General features: G+C 48.8%; 16 protein-coding genes. 13 read left to right on the forward strand and 3 right to left on the reverse strand.

Annotated elements, in window-relative coordinates; all coding sequences use genetic code 11:
* Positions 1-196: 196 nt before the first annotated feature.
* The 7 genes from CCY32_RS09640 to CCY32_RS09670 all read left to right on the forward strand — a co-directional run bounded on the left by CCY32_RS09640 (position 197) and on the right by CCY32_RS09670 (position 7,093).
* A complete protein-coding gene (locus CCY32_RS09640; protein WP_246840585.1) occupies positions 197-844 on the forward strand; it encodes a CsgG/HfaB family protein in 648 nt (215 codons plus the stop codon).
* A complete protein-coding gene (locus CCY32_RS09645; protein WP_246840578.1) occupies positions 841-1,203 on the forward strand; it encodes a DUF4810 domain-containing protein in 363 nt (120 codons plus the stop codon). Before CCY32_RS09640 ends, CCY32_RS09645 begins: the two co-directional genes overlap by 4 nt.
* Position 1,204: 1 nt before the next feature.
* Positions 1,205-1,879 carry a DUF799 domain-containing protein gene (locus CCY32_RS09650; RefSeq protein WP_088330397.1) on the forward strand — a complete coding sequence of 225 codons (675 nt, stop codon included), beginning with the start codon at positions 1,205-1,207 and terminating at the stop codon, positions 1,877-1,879.
* 220 nt (positions 1,880-2,099) lie between these two features.
* On the forward strand, positions 2,100-2,966 hold the full coding sequence (locus CCY32_RS09655) for a hypothetical protein (RefSeq protein ID WP_088330398.1): 867 nt from the start codon (positions 2,100-2,102) through the stop codon (positions 2,964-2,966).
* Between the two features lie 338 nt (positions 2,967-3,304).
* Positions 3,305-5,485, forward strand: a complete 2,181-nt coding sequence (locus CCY32_RS09660) for a M3 family metallopeptidase (protein ID WP_088330399.1) — start codon at positions 3,305-3,307, stop codon at positions 5,483-5,485.
* A 237-nt stretch (positions 5,486-5,722) separates the two neighbouring features.
* Complete coding sequence (locus CCY32_RS09665) at positions 5,723-6,097, forward strand: PA2779 family protein (protein ID WP_088330400.1); 375 nt, start codon at positions 5,723-5,725, stop codon at positions 6,095-6,097.
* Positions 6,098-6,133: 36 nt separating this feature from the next.
* On the forward strand, positions 6,134-7,093 hold the full coding sequence (locus tag CCY32_RS09670) for a PA2778 family cysteine peptidase (RefSeq protein WP_168171477.1): 960 nt from the start codon (positions 6,134-6,136) through the stop codon (positions 7,091-7,093).
* A gap of 102 nt (positions 7,094-7,195) precedes the next feature.
* Here the strand turns inward: CCY32_RS09670 and CCY32_RS09675 are convergent, their stop codons facing one another.
* Complete coding sequence (locus CCY32_RS09675) at positions 7,196-7,684, reverse strand: YcxB family protein (RefSeq protein ID WP_088330402.1); 489 nt, start codon at positions 7,682-7,684, stop codon at positions 7,196-7,198.
* A gap of 283 nt (positions 7,685-7,967) precedes the next feature.
* Between CCY32_RS09675 and CCY32_RS09680 the strand changes: the two genes are divergently transcribed.
* The 3 genes from CCY32_RS09680 to CCY32_RS09690 all read left to right on the forward strand — a co-directional run bounded on the left by CCY32_RS09680 (position 7,968) and on the right by CCY32_RS09690 (position 11,659).
* Entirely contained in the window at positions 7,968-8,702 is a 735-nt protein-coding gene (locus tag CCY32_RS09680; RefSeq protein ID WP_088330403.1) for a transporter substrate-binding domain-containing protein, read from the forward strand.
* Between the two features lie 132 nt (positions 8,703-8,834).
* On the forward strand, positions 8,835-9,560 hold the full coding sequence (locus CCY32_RS09685; protein WP_246840579.1) for a transporter substrate-binding domain-containing protein: 726 nt from the start codon (positions 8,835-8,837) through the stop codon (positions 9,558-9,560).
* 197 nt (positions 9,561-9,757) lie between these two features.
* Positions 9,758-11,659, forward strand: a complete 1,902-nt coding sequence (locus CCY32_RS09690; RefSeq protein WP_088330404.1) for a methyl-accepting chemotaxis protein — start codon at positions 9,758-9,760, stop codon at positions 11,657-11,659.
* Between the two features lie 40 nt (positions 11,660-11,699).
* Here CCY32_RS09690 and CCY32_RS09695 read toward each other — a convergent pair whose 3' ends face one another.
* Together CCY32_RS09695 and CCY32_RS09700 are read right to left on the reverse strand one after the other, a co-directional pair.
* Positions 11,700-14,354 (reverse strand): PAS domain S-box protein, encoded by a 2,655-nt coding sequence (locus CCY32_RS09695; RefSeq protein ID WP_168171478.1) that lies wholly within the window; start codon positions 14,352-14,354, stop codon positions 11,700-11,702.
* Between the two features lie 226 nt (positions 14,355-14,580).
* A complete protein-coding gene (locus tag CCY32_RS09700; protein WP_168171479.1) occupies positions 14,581-15,720 on the reverse strand; it encodes an AraC family transcriptional regulator in 1,140 nt (379 codons plus the stop codon).
* A 245-nt stretch (positions 15,721-15,965) separates the two neighbouring features.
* Here CCY32_RS09700 and CCY32_RS09705 point away from each other — a divergent pair, with 245 nt between their 5' ends.
* The 3 genes from CCY32_RS09705 to CCY32_RS09715 are packed head-to-tail and all read left to right on the forward strand — an operon-like array spanning position 15,966 to position 18,071.
* Positions 15,966-16,655 (forward strand): hypothetical protein, encoded by a 690-nt coding sequence (locus tag CCY32_RS09705; RefSeq protein WP_088330407.1) that lies wholly within the window; start codon positions 15,966-15,968, stop codon positions 16,653-16,655.
* Positions 16,652-17,311, forward strand: coding sequence for a DUF2306 domain-containing protein (locus CCY32_RS09710; RefSeq protein ID WP_088330408.1), 660 nt, complete (start codon positions 16,652-16,654; stop codon positions 17,309-17,311). The genes CCY32_RS09705 and CCY32_RS09710 overlap by 4 nt, the downstream gene beginning before the upstream one ends.
* A gap of 1 nt (position 17,312) precedes the next feature.
* On the forward strand, positions 17,313-18,071 hold the full coding sequence (locus tag CCY32_RS09715) for a hypothetical protein (RefSeq protein ID WP_141096212.1): 759 nt from the start codon (positions 17,313-17,315) through the stop codon (positions 18,069-18,071).
* Positions 18,072-18,198 lie beyond the last annotated feature (127 nt).

The following is an 18,198-nucleotide window of genomic DNA, read 5'->3' on the forward strand; positions in this document are numbered from 1 at the left end:
TGAACAGCAGTGAATCTGTGGTGTATAACAGCACGGGGAAATGGAGTTCTGTACACCCCTAGGTCGCTTATCTTGAGCACAAGTGTTGTCGGCACGCTTTATACCTGACCCCATTCTTTTTAAGGCCCTCTTAACCAATTTCATTTATAAAGGACGCACCGTGAAATTTCATCGAGTCAACAAGCCTCTTCAATACATACTGTTTTCAGCGGTCGCCATTGGCGGCCTCAATGGCTGTGCTTCAACCTCATCAAAGGTAGTGGAAACACCCACAGTAGCCAGCTACAACACCCAATACAGCGGTGAAAAAAATAAGCTGGTCGTGGGCCAGTTTGTAAACCGCTCCAGTTTTCAAAACGGGATCTTTTCAACGGGCACAGATCGCCTCGGCAATCAGGCAAAGACCACGCTGATGAGTCACTTGCAACAAACCAACCGGTTTACGGTGCTGGATCGCGATAACCTTGACATGCTTGCTGGTGAGGCTGAGCTGGCTGGCACACAGCAGCGCCTTTCCGGTGCCAAATATGTGATTACCGGCGATGTCACCGAATTTGGACGCAAAGCCGTTGGCGACAAGCAGCTGTTTGGTTTACTGGGAAAAGGCAAATCACAAATCGCCTATGCCAAGGTGACTCTCAATGTGGTGGATGTGGCCACATCTGAAGTGGTGTATTCGGTACAGGGCGCCGGAGAATACAGTTTATCTGAACGCGAAGTATTGGGCTTTGGCAGCACCGCCAGCTACGACGCCACCTTAAATGGCAAGGTACTGGATTTGGCGATTCGTGAAGTGGTTAACAAGCTCGTCAATGGCCTCGAATCAGGCACATGGAAGATATGATGCGCACACTTGCCATAAAAACCGCGCTGTGTGCAGGCTTAGCGCTACTCGGCTTAAGTGGATGCAAAAGCACAGGGCCACAGTACTATTACGGTGAATACAACACGGCGGTCTACAGCTACTTTAAAGCCGACAAACTGACACTTGAAGAACAAATCAGCATCCTTCAGAAGGTTGTTGAGCAAGCGGCGGCAAAAGGTAAGCCTGTAGCCCCTGGCGTGCATGCCCATCTTGGCATGTTGTATTTCGAGACCGGCAATACTGCACAGGGCAACCAGCACTTTATCCAGGAAAAAACCTTGTTCCCGGAATCTGCCCGCTATATCGACTTTCTGATGAACCAGGGCAAGGACGCATAATATGAATCATGTTAAAAGTTGCATTGTCATTGGTCTGTTGCTGCTCACGATGGGTTGTGTCAGCATGCCGCCGGCACATGATTACAGCGCCTTTCGTGCCGCTAACCCTCGCTCAATTGTCGTACTGCCCCCGATTAATAACACGCCTGAGGTGATTGCACCTTACAGCATGATGTCGCAGGTGATTGCTCCGATTGCAGAGTCAGGTTTTTATGTCTTTCCCGTGGCGCTGGTAGACCAGACCTTTAAGACAAACGGACTCACGGTGGCACAGGATGTTCACGCAGTTCCTGTGCACAAATTGCATGAGATTTTTGGTGCCGACGCAGCCTTATACCTGACCATAGAAGACTATGGAACCAGCTATGTAATTATATCCAGCGATACCGTGGTGCGCGTCTCGGCGACGCTGGTCGACCTGCGCAGCGGCGACGTTTTGTGGCAGGATCAGGCCAGTGCATCATCGGCAGAAACCCGCTCTGACAGTGGTGGTCTGGCAGGCATGCTGATCAGCGCGGCCATCAGTCAGATCATCGAAACAGTCACTGACAGAGGGTTTGATATTGCCGCCATTACCGCGGCAAGGCTGTTATCGGCAGAAGGTCACAATGGCCTGCTGCATGGCCCGCGCTCCCCCAAATACGGTCAGCCAGCCACCAGCGAAAAATCTCAGTAACCGGTCAATAAGCACAAGCCTGGCTTGTGCTTAGTGGATTTATCTCAATCACGCCTCACGGCCCTTCACCTGAACCCATTGTTCACAATCTGAATGCTACCGACAGAGTTCAGCAGAGGTTTTTAACAGGTGACAGATACCGTGTCTCAAGGCAACATGGACAGCAGAATTGAAGATAGTCACTACACTCAATAAAACCGCAATGTTAAGGATCTCACTCATGCTGAGGCTGGCAGGATTGATTCTGATGATAATCTGTGGCTCGGCGCGAAGCGCTGTGCAGCCCCCGACCATTGTGTGGCTGACCGATGACCGTGATGATCTCCAGTATTATCTGAGTGACAGCCCCTACTCCATTGGTATGGACACCACCAATATGGTGCTGACACAACTCAAAGAGTTCGATATCCGCTTTCATTTTGCATCGGTAGCGCGCATGGACAAGCAGTTGCAAGACAGGCCTGATACCTGTGTCGCCAATCGTATCAAAACCCCTGAGCGAGCCCGTCACAATCAATTTAGTTTGCCGCTCAATGTGCACCTTCTGGCTCGTCTTTATTACAACAACCCCAACATCCGTATTCCAGAATCCCTCATCAATGACCGGGGCCAGGTTACCAACCTGCGCGCATTACTCGATGCCAACCCCGGCACCAGCCTGGCACTGCTTGAAGGGATTTCATTTGGTGTCGATGTTGACCAACAACTGCAGCAGCTCTCTGCCCGACAGGTCACCTACTATAACGTCGATAACCGCTATCAGTCGGGGCCCAAGTTATTAAAAGACGGTTTTGTGGATTTCGCTCTGGATTATCCATCGAAAATGAGACACCACCTCAAAACCGGCGCAAAAGAGTCACCTTATCAGTCAATTGGTCTTGCTCAGGCGCAGCAGTTTGTGGTCAGTCATATTGCCTGTAGCGATTCTGCGCTGGGAAAAAGCGTGATAGCCCGGGTCAATCATATTCTCAAGTCAGTCTATGCAGAACAGGCCTACATTGACGCCCATCTGCGTCATACCCCAGAGGCAAATCATCAGGAAATGAAAGCGTTTGTGACCCACATAATCGAAGGTTATCAGGACTGATACCGGCTCTTTCCTGCAACGCGACGAAAAGGGCCACATTCATTCTGTGGGTCACAAACACGAACTGGAGTTTACCCTCTGAAGCAGTGCTACAAAGCGCGATGACAACACCATCGGAGCAATGTGCTGAACGTCCCTTTGTGATGTCATACATCCCACCATCACAGCGCTGTCAGCTAAACCAAACGGATACCCACCGGGTAAAACCGGTTATTTGACGTGTGTGAATTGAAATTAACGGCCGATGGCGATAGGTTGAGCCTCCATAACTGGCCGGTGCAGTTTTACAACAGCATGTTCGGCTCTTCAGGCATTAAATCCGCAAAAGAGAGATAACAATGAATTTAACGCGCAAATGGCTATCCGCCGCCATCGCCACGGCTTTACTTGGCACCGTTGCCGGCTGTGGGCAGAACCCCACGTCGACAGAACAAACTAGTCAGCCACAAACAGAACAGGCCCAGCCTCAGCAAACCGATAATCCCTTGCTGAGCGAATGGAGCGGCCCATATGGGGGCGTACCAGCCTTTGACAAAATGGACTTGTCGTTATTACAACCGGCCATGGAAAAAGCCATACAAAACCATTTGGCCGAGCTGGATGCCATTGCATCACAACAGGCTGAGCCGACGTTCGACAACACCATTGTGGCTTATGAAAAGTCCGGCGCTGATATTGCGCGCGTTTACCCCTACTATGTGATCTGGAGTGCCAACCTCTCCTCCGAAGCGTTTCGGGATATTCAGCGTGAACTGGCACCTAAGCTGGCCCAGTACCAATCGCAGATAAATCAGAATGATGCCCTGTTTCAGCGCATTAAAACAGTTTATGAAAGTGACGCACTGCAAAACATGCGCCCCGATCAGCAGCGTCTGGTGGGCCTGATTTACGACAGTTTTGCCCGTAATGGCGCCACCTTAACCGGTGATGCTAAAGCCCGGTATGCCGAGATAAATCAGGAGCTGTCTAAACTGCATACCCAGTTTGGCAATAACGTATTGGCCGATGAAGAAGGCTACGTGCTGTATCTGACCGATGAGCAGCTCGGCGGCCTGCCTGAGTCTGTTATTAACGCCGCAGCCCAGGCGGCTGCCGATCGCGGTAAAGAAGGCATGTATGCCATTACCAACACCCGTTCATCGATGGACCCTTTCCTCACCTATTCCACGGAACGCGCTTTGCGCGAACAAGTCTGGAATGACTACTATAGTCGCGGCGACAATGGCGGCGAACATGACAATAACGCCATCATCGCTGAGATCCTCAAACTGCGTGATGAGCGCGTCGAGCTACTGGGCTACGACAACTATGCCCAGTGGCGACTGGAAGATCGCATGGCGAAAAACCCGGAAAATGCCATGGATCTGATGATGTCAGTATGGCCCGCAGCGCTGGCCCGCGTCGAACAGGAAGTGGCAGATATGCAGGCCATTGCCGATAAAGAAGGCGACGATATCACCATCAAGCCCTGGGACTATCGTTACTATGCAGAGAAAGTGCGTCAGGCGCGTTATGACCTCGACTCTGATGAGGTGAAGCAGTACCTGCAACTGGATAAGCTGCGTGAGGCCATGTTCTATGTGGCAGGACGTCTGTTTAACTTTGACTTCACACCGGTGGAAGAAGGCAGTGTGCCGGTATTCCATGAAGATGTGAAAGTGTGGGAAGTGACCGACAAAACCAGTGGTGAGCATATTGGTCTGTGGTACCTCGACCCCTTCGCCCGTCAGGGCAAACGCTCAGGGGCCTGGGCCTACAGCTATCGCAATCACACCACCTTTGATGGCGAGCAGACGGTGCTGTCATCCAACAACTCTAACTTTGTTAAAGGTAAACCTGGCGAACCGGTGCTGATCAGCTGGGATGACGCAGAAACTTACTTCCATGAGTTTGGTCATGCCCTGCATGCGCTGGCCTCCAATGTAGCCTACCCCACGTTAAATAGCGGTGTCAGAGATTACACCGAGTTCCAGTCTCAGTTATTAGAGCGCTGGCTGCTCACTGACGATGTGATTGACAACTATCTGGTACATTACCAGACCGGTGAGTCCATTCCTGATGAACTGGTTGCCAAAATCAAAAAGGCCGCCACCTTTAATGAAGGTTTTAAGACCACTGAATACCTGGCCTCCGCGCTGGTAGACATGAAGCTGCATACCAATGACCCGGAAGGTATCGACCCCGACGCTTTCGAACGCAAGACACTGGAAGAACTGGGTATGCCTGACGAAATTGTGATGCGCCACCGCACACCGCACTTTGGCCATATTTTCTCTGGTGAGGGCTATTCAGCGGGCTATTACGGCTACATGTGGGCAGAGGTACTGACCTCTGATGCCGCCGAAGCCTTCGCCAGCGCCCCCGGCGGATTCTATGATGAAACCATGGCAAAAAAACTGGTCGAATACCTGTTTGCAGTGCGTAATGCCATGGACCCGGCCGAGGCGTATCGCGCCTTCCGTGGCCGTGACGCCAAGGTTGAAGCGCTGATGCGTGACCGCGGCTTTCCGGTAAAATAAGTACCCGCTGTACTCAAAAAAGCGAAGCCTTTAAACCGGCTTCGCTTTTTTATTGCCCCTTACTCGAAAAAAAGGGCTGCATCCTCTTGCAGATATCCTTGCCCCGTCATCCTTTTCTTTGCTTAATGTCAGTAACTGACTTACGCTCTGTGGGTGATCTAAGTTAACAGCCTCCCTCATGCGGTACTGACTTGACAGCAAAAGCAGTTCCCCTAACAGCTCAAGGATATCCCAGTGATGAATAAATTTTTAAAAGCGCTCTTCGCGGTCTCGCTCATGGTGTTCAGTCTCGGTCAGGTATCTGCAGGGCCCTACAGCTCAGACGATGTGATCGCCAGTGAGCAACATCAATACAATAAACAGCAAATACTGTCCTTTTTGGCGCATGATGAAGTGCAAAACCAGCTCGTTGCTTTGGGCGTTAGCCGCGAGAATGCGCAGCGACGCATTGCCAATATGACCAAAGAAGAGCTGAACGCGTTAAACAATCAAATCAATGATATGCCTGCCGGCGGCATTGTTGGAACGATTGTCACCGTTTTGGTGGTGGTGGCAGTACTGGATCTGATGGGTGTTACAGACGTTTACCCCTTCATCCGTCCGATTAACTAAGACTCTTTGGCACTCTCACTTTGGCAGGCGGCCTTTTTGGCTAGCCTGTGGGTCTTTCTGAGCGGTTGTCAGAGCCCACCGCAAACCGAGCGGTTGCTGACAACACCTCCCGAAATTGCGCAACAACACCTTATTCCGGATGTACCTTTTTATCCTCAACAACAATATTTTTGCGGCCCGACGACGCTATCTGAAGTAGCGAGTTTTTATGGGCTCGAAAGCCCCCCTCAAGAGGTTGCCCGGAATACCTTTGTTCCCGAGCTCGAAGGCAGTCTGCAAATTGAGATGATTGCTGCGGCCCGACAACTTGGCCTGGTTGCGTACGCTCAGCGTGGCAACCTGAATCAATTATTAAGTCTGGTAGCGGAAAACATGCCAGTAATTGTGCTACAAAACAACGCCATTCCACTGTTTCCACAATGGCACTACGCTGTCGTCACCGGCTACGATCTGGACACAAGCGAGATCATCCTCAATAGCGGCATTACCGAGCAACATCATCTGAACTTTTCGACCTTTGAACGCACCTGGCAGCGGGGCAATTATTGGATGCTGATTATGTTGCCCGGCGACAAAGCAAGCGACCACCTCGATCCATTTGTGTATACCAAAGCCTGTCAGGACTTACTCAATACAAACCAGCATGACATTGGTATTGCCGCCTTGATGACCGCCACAACACAATGGCCCGAATACTGGTTGCCTTACTTTTTGCTTGGCAACCACTATTTCTCGGAGCAGCCCCTGCTTGCAGAAAAATGGTTTGCCAAAGGGTTGTCGTTTGCACGTCAAGAGGTAGCGTATTTGAACAACTACGCCATTTTATTGAGTGAACTGGATTGTAATGATGATGCCTTACAACTTATTCAGGCAGCCCTTGCGATACATCCTGAAGAAACAAACCTTCTCGATAGCCAAAGACAGATTCACCAGGCCGCTGCATCAGCCATTAACAGCGGTTCGCAATGTCAGGCAGCGGCAGACGCTAAGAGGTAGCGGCGAGAATTCAGCTTACCTCAGGTTGTGTCCTATGATGGCATGCTCCCAGTGGTGATTTTTCCTGTGCAAACACAACAAGACTGCTTTGTGATTTCGCGACTACGCACTTTTCGCCGCGGCTTTGCTGCGAATAAACGCCAGCGCCTCATCAGATAAACAGCCATTGGACAAATAAGAGCGGGCTTTGCCCTGATAGAACAACCACCCCCGCGAAGTCGGTTCAATGTGGCTGATGTTTTCCCAGTCAACGCTACTGTTCACATAGGTGGATTTAATGTGAATCCCCTGCTCGTCCAGAGTCAGAGTCACCTCGTGATTGGCCGCCCTGCTGAGCATCTGCCTTGCCAGCCACCAGGGCTTTTTAAAACGCACACTCAAACCTTCTACGACACCGAGTCCGATCAGAAACCAGGCCAGAAAAGCGGTAAAAGGAGTAAACAACAGCACCGCCACTCCTGCAAGGGCCAGCCCCACTGCTGTGCCATAAGCTTTAAGGCCGCGTTCGAGCTTCACCGACTCATCATAGGTCTCACTGAAATGAGGTTTATCGAGAAAGTAAGTGGTGGTGTAGGAAAAACCTGTGTTCATGGTCAGAGCTACCGACGTGCTGATGTGAATGGCCCTAATGTAACCCAATTGCCATGGCGCTGACGAGCCATATGAAAGTGATGCGCGCTCTAGAATCGCCCCTGCGGTTCAAAAATACGCCGGCGCTGGCTGCTGTCATCACATAATCCGCGGCCTACTGATAAATGAGTTTATATAGCGCTATAATAGCCGAAGCATCTGTTACTCCGGGATTGAGAGCAGTCATTCTCCTGGGTGAACTCAGGTCTCAAGGACGTCAACAGAGATAGCGCACGTTAACCCTATGTTATTTATAAAGTTTATACTGACATCTGCGATACTCTTCAGTGCAACCGTCACCGCTGCAGAGTCATATAACTTTGCCTCCATCAACCAGCTTGCTGAGCAAGAAGTCGGGCGTATTGTGCTACCGCAACTTTACGCCAAGCTCAATATCAAGGTGAATATCCGACCTTTGCCGGGAAAGCGCGCAGAATATCATGCTGTTAGCGGACAACTTGATGGTGAGATTATGCGAATCTATTCCTATGGCGAAGAAAATCCAACGATGCTTCGGGTACCAACGCCCTATTATTATCTTGAAACCATGCCTTTTGTGTTGGCTCACCGGCAGCTAAAAATTGGTCACCGAGAAGATCTACTCAGGTTTACGCTAGGTAAAGTCAGAGGCGTCAAACATACCAATAACATGACCAAGGGCATGGATAACGTGCATGATTTCGATTCCACCCTGGAAATGATGCGTATGCTTCAGGGTGGCTATATTGACGTGGCCCTGACTAACACCCTAGACGGCAAGCTGACACTGCGACGTAAAAATATCACTTCAGTAAAAGCTACGGAAGTGGCGCTCGACAGACTGCCACTTTACCATTACATCCACCATAAGCATGAAGATTTGGTTTCACGCATCAATGGCGTTATGGCCAAAAGCAAAGCCAGTGGCGAGCTGGAAAAACTGATCGCTGAGGCTGAACGCCAGGTCATAGCCCGGGTCACCGAACTTAAAACAAAATAGTGGCCTTTGTGAACTAACGATTCTTTCGACCCAACTGATATCACCCAACTATACTTCAATACATATGGCTGGCTACCACGAAGCGGCAGAGTCACATACAACACAGCGCAAAGACTAACGTGGGAAACTGACATGATGATTTTCAGGTTTATGCTGTTGGCTGTTCTACTGATGAGCAGTAAGGTCTTGGCAGAAACTTATCACTTCGCCTCGATTCATTCACTGACTGAACAGGAAGTCGGGCGAATTGTACTCCCCCAACTCTATAACAAGTTAGGTATCAGTATCAGCATCTCCCCTCTGCCCGCTAAGCGCGCCGAGTTCAGCTCGATCAAGGGTAATATGGATGGGGAAATCATGCGCATTTACTCCTATGGCGAAGCTAACCCTTCCATGCTCAGGGTACCCACACCCTACTATTATCTGGAAACCATGCCGTTTCTCAGGGCAGGACATGATCTTCGTATCGAAAATGTGGCTGATCTGTCAGAACTCAGTGTTGCCAGAATATGGGGCGTAAAACACACTCTGGAGCTGACGGATGGGCTGAAAAACGCCCATGACGTGGACAGTACAGAAAAAATGATGCGCCTGCTAATGCAGGGCTTCGTTGATGTCGCACTGACCAGCAAGCTTAACGGACTGATGACGTTACAACGCCACAAATGGGATAGCCTCGAAGCCTATCATAAGCCCCTGGCTCGCCAGCCTCTTTATCATTATGTACATAACAGTCACGCATCACTCTTGCCACGCATAGACCAGGTCATAAAGGACAGTAAACAAAGCGGTGAGCTTCAACGAATGATCGCCAATGCCGAGAAGCTGGTACTAGAAAGCGCTGAAAAAAAACACTAAAAAGCTCAGTCAAATTAGCGGGTTGCCGATATTAATCCTACACTTTAGCCAATGTCGACAGGGTCAGGCACAGCCGCCCCATGAGCTTATATGTGTTTAAACCCTATTCAAGAGCCTTTTAGCAAGGGGCCGTGACGCCAGGCTTAAGAATCCAGAAGCGTAAGGCAATTTGCCAACCCCCATTCAGAAGAGACCATATGTTCAGCATTTCCAGTATTCGCAACAAGTTGATTCTCATAAGCCTCCTGGTTCTTATCGGCATGCTCGGCATGTTGTTATTACAAAGTATTACCAGCTCTACCATGAACAAGCTTAATGCCGTTGATGTTGCCATCAATCAGGTGCAAAGCGGCATGCTGATGCTCCGGCGCAACGAGAAAGATTTTCTGCTCAGAAATGACATCAGCTATCAGGGCAAATTCAATGACAACTACAATGCGCTGCAAACCACCACCAGAGCCCTGAAAGCCGACTTGCAGGATGTCGGCTTTGCCGGTGACAGAGCGCAAACGCTGATTGATATTCTCAGTGAATATAAAAAGAAGTTTGATGAACTGATTAACAAGAGCAGTGAAATAGGGCTCACACCAGAGTCAGGCTATTACGGCGCCCTGCGCAGCGCCGTGCATGATGTCGAAGAACAGGTTAATGAGGTCAACAGCGCTGCGCTCAAAGCAGATATGCTGATGCTAAGACGGCATGAAAAAGACTTTATGCTGCGCAAAGACATGAAGTACACCAACCGCTTTGAAGCGGGCTATGATGACTTTATGAGTACCCTTTCGCAAAGCGATTTACCTGCACAAACCAAAGCTGAGATTGAGCGCCTGATGGGCCAGTACCAGCGACATTTTTCTGCCTTTGTTGCCGGGCAAAATGAATTAGGGCTGACCAGCAAGACCGGACTCATGGGAGAAGTTCGTGACCAGGTGCGTGCCACCGAGGCCGTATTAAGCGATTTGTCAGACGATATTCAGGTGCAGATTAGCGACTATCGAACGCAAGCCACTCTGCGGTCTTCAATCATCAGTCTGCTTACTATCGCGGTAATCATCGCGGTTATCGTGCTGGTTTCTTTGAGTATTTCCAGACCGGTCAGATATGTGGCCGACTTGATGAGAAGCATCAGTGATAACAAAGACTTATCCCAACGCTATGAGTATGACGGTGCCGACGAAATTAACGCCGTGGGTGAGTCTTTGAATCAAATGATGCAGCGGTTCGAAGAGTCCATGTACGAGGTTTATCAGTCAACCGAAATGTTGAGCACCTCTGCTGAAGAACTCAACTCCATTACCCAAAGTACCCGCGACGGGGTTAACCGTCAGCAGCATGAGACCGAATCCGTTGCCGCGGCGATGAATGAAATGACCACAACAGTTCAGGATGTATCCCACTCCGCATCCGAAGCGGCTGAGGCCTCAAAGCAGGCCGACAAAGAATCGGTAAAAGGTCGGCAGTTGGTGAATGATGCAGTAGAGGGGATTCGCGAGCTGGCCAAGAAAGTGGTTCAGACAGCCGAAGAGATCAACGTGCTGGAAGAAGAAGCCAAAAACATCTCCACGGTGCTGCAGGTCATCAGCGAAATTGCCGAGCAAACCAACCTATTGGCACTGAATGCGGCCATTGAGGCAGCGCGGGCCGGTGAACAGGGCCGGGGTTTTGCTGTGGTTGCCGATGAGGTGCGCACGCTGGCGTCAAGAAGCCACGACTCCACCGAAAAGATCAGCACCATTATCGAGCGCCTGCAACAAAAAACCAATGCTGCAGTACATGTTATGAAACAGGGACGGGATCTGGCTGAAAGCTGTGTTGAAAAAGCCGATATTGCTGGCAAGGCACTGGAACAAATCACCATTGAAGTCTCTGCCATCAGTGAGAAAAACTATATGATTGCCAGTGCAGCCGATGAGCAAAAAACGGTATCTGAGGAGATTAACCGCAATGTGGTGAACATTAACGACATTGCCAAAGCCTCCACCGAAGCCGCCTCTCAGACCCTGGAAACCAGCCACTCACTGGCCCAACTGGCAACCGAACTGCAAAATGTTGTGCAGCAATTTAAAATGCGCAAGGTGAACAGCACGCTAAACCGCTGAATCGTCTTTCACCCACTCGACGCGTCAATAGCGATTCAAATCAGTCGTCCATCGCCCGCTGCAGGGCGCTATTCAGTGATGTTAAGCTAAAAGGCTTTTCGATGATATCGAGCGCCCCTAAAGCCAGTAAGTGAGGAATACTGGAATCCGCCATATACCCTGATACAAATAGTATCTTTGCCGAACTATCTATTTCTTTGATTTTTAAAAACGCTTCCCTGCCATCCATAGCTGGCATTACCACGTCTAAAAAGACCACATCAATTTCATTATGATGCTGCCTGAATAACTCGACAGCTTCAGCACCGTTCTTTGCAAAAATCGCCTCATGTCCCGCTGACGACAAATACTCATCATATAAATCCATAATGAGGGGTTCGTCATCCGCGACCAGCACCTTTCTTTTTAACAGCGGTTCTTCACTACTGAATTTCTGTTCTGATTCTGGTTTTCCCTGTTTTGCAAAAGATACCGGTAGCTCTATCTCAAACACCGTACCTTTTCCAGGCTCACTGTCTACAGCAATGCTACCACCATGCTGGGCAATGGCACCCGCAACCGATGCCAACCCCAACCCAGTTCCCTCACCTTGTGGTTTGGTTGTAAAAAAAGGCTCAAAAATACTCCCCTTATTTTCAGGCGAGATTCCTGCACCCGTGTCTTTAACCCGGATAAGGATTTTAGACTCAAAGTGTGGCTGCCCCTTATCACTCACATCATCATGATTGAGTGTTTTTGATGCCGTGTAAAAAACAATATCTCCGCCTGATGGCATAGCATCACGTGCATTCAGTGCAAGGTTCATCAGTGCCATCTTCAATAGTGCTCGGTCACCATGAACAACACATTGGTCTGCACCAAGCTCTGTATTTATGTTGATTTTCTTATCAACAGAGTGGTAGAGGATATCGACAACTTCGTTAATAAGCTCATGGATATCTATATGCTCTAGATGCAGTGTATCCTTGCGGGAGAACGTCAGCAGTTTCCCCGTTAATTTTGCTGACTCGTCTGCGGCTTCAATAACCTTCCTTGCATAATTCTTCAACGTAAGCGAGGTTTCTTTCTTTTCAATTAGCTCTGAAAAACCCCTTATTGTGGTCAGTTGATTGTTAAAGTCATGGGCAATACCCCCAGCGAGACGTCCAATAGCCTCCATTTTTTGAGACTGCCTCTCTTTCTCTTGCTGTCTTTTGTGTGCTGTTATATCTCTTACAATCGCAATAAAATGTTCACTTCCAGGCTCAGACTCAACGAGTTGTAAGTTCACATTCACGTCAAAATCCTTACCATTTTTATGACGGTGAAGCGTTTCGAAGTTCAGAACGTCAACCTCTTTTGCCAAAAGTGGCGCAATGAATTGCCTGAACTGGTTTTCATTAAAACGAGGTTTAATGTCGTAGGGGCGCATGTGATAAAGCTCATCCCTGGAGTATCCGACTTGTCGCTCAGCGCCTCGGTTGGCATATACGAATTGAAGCGTATCAGGCTTAAAAATGAAAACACAATCGTTAGCTTTATCGACAATACTCTTAAACTCCTCCATCTCATTTCTGATTCTCTCGTTCTCTGTGATATCGCGAACTTGACACAGAACCAAAGGTTCTCCTGCTATAATTGTCCCTGCGGCAATAATTTCTGCAATGTACACCTCTCCGTTCTTTCTTTTATGCTGGCTCTTTAACGTCGCCTTAGTTTTTGAAACGTCGGGAAACTCTTCCTCAACTCTGTTTTTATTAAAGTCAAGATCCCAGTCCCAGACATGCAGCTTTAGCATGTCGTTGACTGAATAGCCCAGCATGTCAGCGAAAAGCTGATTGGTTCTGATTATCTTATGATGCCGATCAATAACACAGGAGCCATTGGGCATCGCGTCGACAAAAATACTGAGCAACTGATTTTCATTCAGATTTCTCAATGACAGTGAAGTAAACCAAACCAGCCCAAAAGCGAGCCAATACCCGAAGGTGAAAAATACACCTATCACATTACCATCTACTGAAAACGCTAATTTAAAAAAAACAATACTAATTACGACCAAACACAGCATTGTCAGAAAAAATTGGCGCCGAGCGACTTGCCCATTAAACGAAGGGTGAAAAAGAACACCAATAAAACCGACATTAGACAGCTGAACAAGGAAGGCAACCCCAGCCATAATGCCCAGTGAGGTCGTAAGCAAAGACATCTGGCCGTAAAAATCGCCTAAGGCCAGCACATAACCAAACAGGGAGAGAAGCGGGATAAAAGTAGCAAAAACGGCAGGAAGTTGGGCCAGTTTTCTCTTGTTAATACTTATACATATCAACGAAAAAAATAGCGCCATCAACATAAAAGAAGTGTTGCTACTGACTCTAACACCACGCCCTATGCTTTCAAAAGTCGCTAAACTTTGACGAAATGGAGTTATCGCCTCCATTATGCCACCTTGCATGACAAGCCCATTAGTCAGGACCGATACCAGTAGCCCGGTACAGGCCAGAATTAATGGAACCAGAGAGCTAATGCCTTTTTGATTGTGTGTACAGAGGGCAACGCCCAGCATCACAAACATTAAACAGGTAAAAGGATGAGAGGAGGGTCCGTCGGCAATTGGCCGATATAAAAAAGAGGCTTCAATCCAATAACCCAGAAGTGGTAGCAAGCCGCCCGCCACTAATACCATTGCAATGGATTTTACTAGCTTCCTTTCCATTCGATGGTCCATGTCGTTCTTACCTCCGCTTTGGACTAAACCGAGTCACTCAGTCTGTACAGGGGTTACATTAGTTACCCAGAGGTAAGCAATCTAGCTACAGTATGGGCTTAAAATGCAGGAATTGTACAGAAAATTACCATCTTTTCGGCCGGCATTACGCCGTTAAATCCACCATCTTCAAACTCCAAAACGCTTAAAAAATGCCAACAGCGGAGGGGGTTTGTTATGCTTTTTGCGCGCGACGGTACTGACTCGGTGTTAACCCTGTAAATTGCTTAAACGCTTTATAGAATGATGATCGGGAGTTAAACCCCGTTGCCAGTGCAATATCAAGAACCGACTGCTTGCTTTGCGCCAGCATAGACTTCGCATCATCAATTCTTGCGCCGTTCACAAAGTCAAAAAACGTTGTTTGCAGGTGTTGAGACAACGTCTGTGAAACATACTGTGGTGGCTCGCCGGTTAACGTTGAAAGTTTCGCCAGGGTTAAGTCTGGATCCAGGTGCGCTTGGTCACGGTGAATTGCGGCGGTTAACTTTGCTGCAATATTGGCTAAATCGTGGCTGGTTAAGGCCGAGCGCTCATAAGTTTTTTTGCTCTTTGGTGGCGGCACAGCCTGTTCAGGTAAAGACGCTTCCTCAAAGCCCGGACGCTGTCGCAACCCATTAGCAGCGATGATCCACACAATCGCCACAAGTAGCACCAGCACACCTGTTTCAGACACGCCCATAAACTTCAATCTGTTATCAAAAACCAGTACAACCAGCGCATAGGCCCAGGTAAAGACGATGAGTAACGAAATTCCGCTTAACCACCTGAGACTTCTGCCCTGCTCGTTTGAATAAACATCTTTAAGCCCTTTTCTGTAATGGGCGGTTCGAAAATTCAGCTTTACGAGATAGACGCAGCTTAATACGCACCAAAGGAGTATTGCAGCAAAAAAAGCCATCGAGAGAATGTTTATCCAACGGTCATCACTGGCGTGCTCAGAGAAAAACATGTTGTTAAAGGCAGTGCCGGGAAGCAATAAAAGAGCGAGACCCAAAAGACTTGCGGCCGGCAGTGCAGCAAAGTGCGGCCACATTCCCCATGTCCAAAACCACTGCCCCTTTACCGTTAGCGCCTCATGATAAAACCATAAACCCGGTAGCAGCGTGAAGAAAAGAAGTGGAAGCGCACTGATATAAAGCTGCCTGAGCGAGGGAAAATACGCAAACACCACTGGCCCGGTCGACAACAAAAACAGACACAACAAAACCAGTATTAAAGGACTCTTAGCCTTAGATGGCGCCTGAAACAAAAGCAGCAATAACGTAAAGCTTGCAACGGCCATTGCCATGGTTGCCAAAAAAACCTGAGCCATAAAAACCATCCTCAATCCATATCCCGCTAAAGTAGCATAATGGCGCTGTATTGTGTCTTCGCCACGTATTGCGGACAGACATTTACCATGACCTGATGCGCATTGTTCAATATCTAAACAGCCCACACTCGCGTCGTCGTCAGAAAAATGTCCTCGTTACATGGAAAAGACGAATTGAGACATTCTTATCTTTATTCTCTTCCTCCATTGTCTTGTTCAGTATAAGTATAAAGGAATCGAGAACCATGCATCCCAGTGCCTCTTACCAAAATACGCCCGCTCACTCACTTATGCGATGGGGAGCCAGCGCTTACTTTGCCATGCCGCTTTGTTACGTTGCGATGTTTTTGATATTTGGCGTGGCCCTGTCCATACCTCAGTCAGACGTTGTCAGCGATAAAATTGCATACATTGCCTCAGAGCAATCTCTGTTAAGCCTCGCCTATGTTTTGGGTTATTTACTCTTTGGTTGCCTGCTGCTTGTAGCGGTTCAGGCAACCCACGCCCGACTAATAAGTACATCGTCCCACTTACTTAATTTTGCCACGGCATTCGGGCTGATCTGGGTGGTGTTAATGATGTGCTCAGGCATGATAGCGCTGGTGGGTATGAACACCATGGTCAAGTTGTTCTCACAAGGAAGTTCTCATGCCGACACGCTGTTCTACGTATACAACCCAATCGTTAACGGTTTGGGTGGGGGCATCGAGCTCGTTGGCGGCATGTGGGTACTGGTTTTAAGCATCCACGGCTTGAAAACGGCCCAGCTAGCCAAAGGACTTCACCTCTTCGGCCTCATCGTTGGCCTGCTTGGCATCGGCACGGTTTTTCAGTCCCTTGCCGGCATTAAAGAGGCATTCGGTTTGTCGCAGATAGTGTGGTTTATCTGTATGGGTATTGCCTTGTTAAAAACCCATGGCAGGGCTGAACAATGAGCATCGTGGCAGGGCTGCACTTTGCTATGGGTACGTGTGCAGTGGTCACCGGGTTTACAGCATTGCTTGTAAAAAAGGGAAGCGGGCTACATAAACTCGCGGGAAAGGTTTACGTGTTATCCATGTTACTGCTTTGCCTGAGTGGCTTTTACTTATCCTATGTGCGCGAGCTTCAGTTTACGTTCCTGCTCTCTGCCTTTGCGCTTTATTTAGTCATAACCGGCGTGCTCGCCGCCAGACAGTCGCAACGCACTACAAACACCAGAGCCAAATTAGAGCTGGCCTTTAGTGGGTTACTTTGCACCGCGTGTTTCACGTTATCTGTTTTAGGCATCACCCTGAACTGGTCTTATCCTGACAGAGAACCACCATACGAAGCCTATGCCTTTATAGGTTTGTGTGTTGGGTTATTTATGCTCGGCGACATAAAACAACTTAGGCACGGCAATTTAACCCATACATTGCGGATTAAACGACACCTCACCCGAATAGGGTCGTCGATGTTAATCGCCACTATCGTTTTTTTCCTCGGCAACAATAACGTCCTTCCAGATAGCTTACGCACCGAGTCCATACTGTTGACGCCTATTATCGCCGTGTTTGTGATCACCATGACCTACCGCGTTGTTTACCCATTTATGCAAAGGAGAAAGTAGCGTGAACCCTTTGTTATTCTCAACAGCTCTGCCCGGACGATACCTGAGGTTGTTTGTGCTTTGTATGTTCTTCCTCCTGACCTTATCAACAAGGGTGCAGGCGGAAAACGCACCACACGCCACCATCACATCTCAGGCCATGGCGGCACTTCACAGTGCCAGGCAAGATCTCACAGGCAGACAGGCGCTTAGTCAGATTTCCAAGAACACGGCTTACGAAAAAACCCTATCAGATACAGAAGGCAATCAAACCCTCATGCGCTTCGACCCCTCGCAGCCAGAGGATAAGCATTGGCGTGTGGTGTCGGTAACCGGGAATTCACTTGCCAGCGTAAGCTTACCCAGCCCTTTTGTTCTGACACCCGCCATCGTAGATGCGTTTGCATTGACGTTCTTTAAGGAGGAATCAGACTACTGGGTATTTAAGGGCGATATGGACATCTACGCGTCAGAAGCTGCCGGTGCCAGAGACAGCGAAGCCGAAAACTCAAATCAAAACGTTGATGAGTATCTTGTCGCCTTTGTGCGAGTCGATAAGCAGACACACCGCTTCAGCAGAGTGAGCTTTACGAATCTTGAGGCATTTCATCCAACTACGCTTGCAACAATCGAGCGCTTTGCGATTGATGCATGGTATGAGCCTTTAGTGAACGACGGCCCGCTTATAGCCACAAATACTGAACTGACCGTTTCCGGGCGTTACGGCTTCATGTTCTCGTTTGAAGAAGGGATCAGACAGCGCATTGAGCATATCAATTAATGGGGTAACGCCATTCAATCAAGAACACGTAACACCCATCAGGACAAGAGCGACTCATCATCATGATTAGAAACAGGGATTAAGCCTCTTTCACTTGCCGGGCTGGCCTGACCTCTCCCCCCATTTT

It is taken from the genome of Lacimicrobium sp. SS2-24 (genome assembly GCF_002201535.1).
Classification (GTDB): Bacteria; Pseudomonadota; Gammaproteobacteria; order Enterobacterales; family Alteromonadaceae; genus Lacimicrobium.

Coding starts and splice junctions, on each gene's coding strand:
- CCY32_RS09655 (WP_088330398.1), top strand. CDS start 2,100: ATGCTGAGGCTGGCAGGATTGATTCTGATGATAATCTGTGGCTCGGCG.
- CCY32_RS09665 (WP_088330400.1), top strand. CDS start 5,723: ATGAATAAATTTTTAAAAGCGCTCTTCGCGGTCTCGCTCATGGTGTTC.
- CCY32_RS09695 (WP_168171478.1), bottom strand. CDS start 14,354: ATGGAAAGGAAGCTAGTAAAATCCATTGCAATGGTATTAGTGGCGGGC.
- CCY32_RS09705 (WP_088330407.1), top strand. CDS start 15,966: ATGCATCCCAGTGCCTCTTACCAAAATACGCCCGCTCACTCACTTATG.
- CCY32_RS09650 (WP_088330397.1), top strand. CDS start 1,205: ATGAATCATGTTAAAAGTTGCATTGTCATTGGTCTGTTGCTGCTCACG.
- CCY32_RS09685 (WP_246840579.1), top strand. CDS start 8,835: ATGATGATTTTCAGGTTTATGCTGTTGGCTGTTCTACTGATGAGCAGT.
- CCY32_RS09690 (WP_088330404.1), top strand. CDS start 9,758: ATGTTCAGCATTTCCAGTATTCGCAACAAGTTGATTCTCATAAGCCTC.
- CCY32_RS09680 (WP_088330403.1), top strand. CDS start 7,968: ATGTTATTTATAAAGTTTATACTGACATCTGCGATACTCTTCAGTGCA.
- CCY32_RS09675 (WP_088330402.1), bottom strand. CDS start 7,684: ATGAACACAGGTTTTTCCTACACCACCACTTACTTTCTCGATAAACCT.
- CCY32_RS09660 (WP_088330399.1), top strand. CDS start 3,305: ATGAATTTAACGCGCAAATGGCTATCCGCCGCCATCGCCACGGCTTTA.
- CCY32_RS09710 (WP_088330408.1), top strand. CDS start 16,652: ATGAGCATCGTGGCAGGGCTGCACTTTGCTATGGGTACGTGTGCAGTG.
- CCY32_RS09645 (WP_246840578.1), top strand. CDS start 841: ATGATGCGCACACTTGCCATAAAAACCGCGCTGTGTGCAGGCTTAGCG.
- CCY32_RS09700 (WP_168171479.1), bottom strand. CDS start 15,720: ATGGCTCAGGTTTTTTTGGCAACCATGGCAATGGCCGTTGCAAGCTTT.